At 71.0% G+C, this 2766-nt stretch carries 2 protein-coding genes, 1 pseudogene and 1 riboswitch; of the genes and pseudogenes, 2 read left to right on the plus strand and 1 reads right to left on the minus strand.

All coding sequences use genetic code 11. The features are described from left to right. Window positions 1-1048 (plus strand): DNA polymerase IV (locus tag BIV24_RS31035; protein WP_107459835.1); only part of this gene is annotated, 1048 nt, incomplete at its 5' end. Between the two features lie 231 nt (window positions 1049-1279). Here the strand turns inward: BIV24_RS31035 and BIV24_RS31040 are convergent. After that, window positions 1280-1651, minus strand: coding sequence for a PRC-barrel domain-containing protein (locus BIV24_RS31040; protein WP_071369785.1), 372 nt, complete (start codon window positions 1649-1651; stop codon window positions 1280-1282). A 138-nt stretch (window positions 1652-1789) separates the two neighbouring features. After that, a riboswitch (glycine riboswitch) is annotated at window positions 1790-1885 on the plus strand. 177 nt (window positions 1886-2062) lie between these two features. On the opposite strand from BIV24_RS31040, the pseudogene BIV24_RS31045 reads away from it, so the two are divergent. Continuing rightward, window positions 2063-2766 (plus strand): annotated as a pseudogene (locus BIV24_RS31045) (glycine dehydrogenase (aminomethyl-transferring)); the annotation flags it as partial.

The raw sequence follows: 2766 nt of genomic DNA on the forward strand, positions 1-2766 counted from the left end.
CCGTGACGAGGAGTCCGCGCGGCTGGTGGGGGTGAGACTGCGCGCCGACATCCGGTCGGTCACCGGGCTGACGGGCTCGGTCGGGCTCGCCGCTTCCAAGATGCTGGCGAAGATCGCTTCGGAGCAGGCCAAGCCGGACGGCCTGGTGGTGATACGGCCGGGCACCGAGCGTGCGCTGCTCGGGCCGATGCCGGTGCGCACGCTGCCGGGCGTCGGTCCCGCGACCGGGGACCATCTGCGGCGGGCCGGCATCACCACGGTCGACGAGATCGCAGAGGCGGGTGAGGCCGAGCTGGTACGGCTGCTGGGCAAGGCCCACGGGCACGCGCTGTACGCCATGGCGCTGGCGCATGACGAGCGGCCCGTGGTGGCCGAGCGGGAGGCCAAGTCCGTGTCGGTGGAGGACACGTACGACGTGGACATTCACGACCGGCTCCGGATCGGCCTGGAGGTGCAGCGGCTCACGGACCGGTGTGTGCGGCGGCTGCGGGAGGCCGGGCTGTCGGGGCGGACCATCGTGCTGAAGGTGCGGAGGTACGACTTCTCGACGTTGACCCGCTCCGAGACCCTGCGCGGGCCCACGGACGACCACGCGGTGGTGCGGGAGGCCACCGCGCGGCTGCTGGAGTCCGTGGACACCACGGGCGGGGTGCGGCTGCTCGGCGTGGGGGTCAGCGGGCTCGCCGACTACACGCAGGAGGATCTGTTCGCCCAAGCCCATCTGGCCGCGGGGGAGGTCCTGGCGGAGGAGCATCGGGAGGCCGTGGATGTGGACGAACTCGTCGAGGAGGCGGCGCTGACCTTGTCCGAGCGCATCTGGCCCGCGGGTCATGACGTCCGGCACCCGGAGTACGGGCACGGGTGGGTGCAGGGCAGTGGGCTGGGCAGGGTGACCATACGGTTCGAGACCCCCGACTCGCAGCCGGGGCGCGTCCGTACGTTCCGTACCGACGATCCGCTGCTGGAGCCGGCGGATCCGCTGCCCCTGGTGCCGCGAGGGCCCGGGACCGCCGAGCCGCCGGCGGCCCCGACGGCCGAGGGGGTCTGAGGGCGGCGCTCGGCGGCGCTCGCCGGCCGTTCCGCGGGCGTCAGGAGGAGCGGTAAGGCGGGGCATGGGGGGGCCTGAGGGGGTGCCCGGCGGCCCTGGGACGGCGCTCGTCGACCGCTCCACGGGCGTCAGGCGGGCCGGGGAGCGGGGCACTGGGGCAAGCGTGGTGTTCGGCCCGGCAGCCGCCGTTCTGGTCGGCAGGGACGGGGCGGGCGTTCGGGGTGGGGGGCCTCAGCTTCCGTCGGACCCCGCGAGATGCCCGAAGTCGCGGTCGGGCGGCGGGGGAGGCGCGGCCACATCAAGGCCGTAGTGGTGGTAGAGCTGCAGCTCCTGCTCGGGGGAGAGATGGCGTCCGACGCCGAAGTCGGGGGCGTCCTTGATCAGGGCGCGGTCGAAGGGAACACGCAGGGTGCCCTCCACCAGCTCGCTGGGCTCCAGGGGGACGAATGCGTCCCTGCTGAACAGCCCCGTGCGTATGGCCGCCCACTCCGGCACACCGGTCGCGTCGTCCAGGTAGATCTCGTCGATCGTGCCGATCTTGATGCCATGGCGGTCGAACGCCTTGCGGCCGATCAGATTCCGCGGATCGAGGTCGGTCTGCACGGTCCCTCCAACTGGTCGCAACTCATCCGTAAGCACTACCAAAGAGCACATTCAGGAAGGCGGCCACTCGAAGGCCCACTTGAAGGTCCACTCGACGGTTTCGGCATCGTTCTCGCTGGTAGTCTGGCAAGCGGCTGTTGACCCCGTGCGGGAGAGCTCTCCGGATCGATCCGGAGGCGCCGAAGGAGCAAATCCTCCCCGGAATCTCTCAGGCACACGTACCGCACGGACGAGGTCACTCTGGAAAGCAGGGCGGGTGTCGACGGCTCCCGCTCTCACCGACGGTGAAAGCCGGAGCGCCTTGGTGCGGGCCGGCGAAACTCTCAGGTTGAGATGACAGAGGGGGAGGCCGTCGGGGTACCCGCGCCGTGGTGCCCCTCGAAGGTCGCGCCAGACCAGGAGGCCTCCGCCATGACCGCCCATCGCATTCCGCTCTCCGAGCTCGAGCAGGGCATTCCCTTCGAACAGCGCCACATCGGGCCCGACCAGGAGGCGCGGGCCAAGATGCTCGCGCAGGTCGGGTACGGCTCGCTCGACGAGCTCACGGCCGCAGCGGTCCCGGATGTGATCAAGAACGCCGACGCCCTGGACCTGCCGGGCGCGCGCACCGAGGCCGAAGTACTGGCCGAGCTGCGCTCCCTCGCCGACCGCAACCAGGTCGTCGGCTCCATGATCGGTCTCGGCTACTACGGGACCTTCACGCCCCCGGTGATCCTCCGGAACGTGATGGAGAACCCGGCCTGGTACACCGCGTACACGCCCTACCAGCCGGAGATCTCGCAGGGCCGGCTCGAGGCGCTGCTCAACTTCCAGACCATGGTCGCCGACCTCACCGGCCTGCCCACCTCCGGTGCCTCCCTGCTCGACGAGGGCACGGCCGCGGCCGAGGCGATGGCACTGTCCCGGCGCATGGGCAAGCACAAGAAGGGCCTGTTCCTGGTCGATGCGGACGCGCTGCCGCAGACCATCGCGGTGATCCAGACCCGCGCGGAACCGACCGGTGTCGAGGTCGTCGTCGCCGACCTCGGTGACGGCATCCCGGCCGAGCTCGCCGAGCGCGAGATCAACGGCGTGCTGATCCAGTACCCGGGCGCCTCCGGAGTCGTACGCGACAT

This window comes from Streptomyces colonosanans (genome assembly GCF_001866645.1).
GTDB classification, from domain to species: domain Bacteria; phylum Actinomycetota; class Actinomycetes; order Streptomycetales; family Streptomycetaceae; genus Streptomyces; species Streptomyces colonosanans.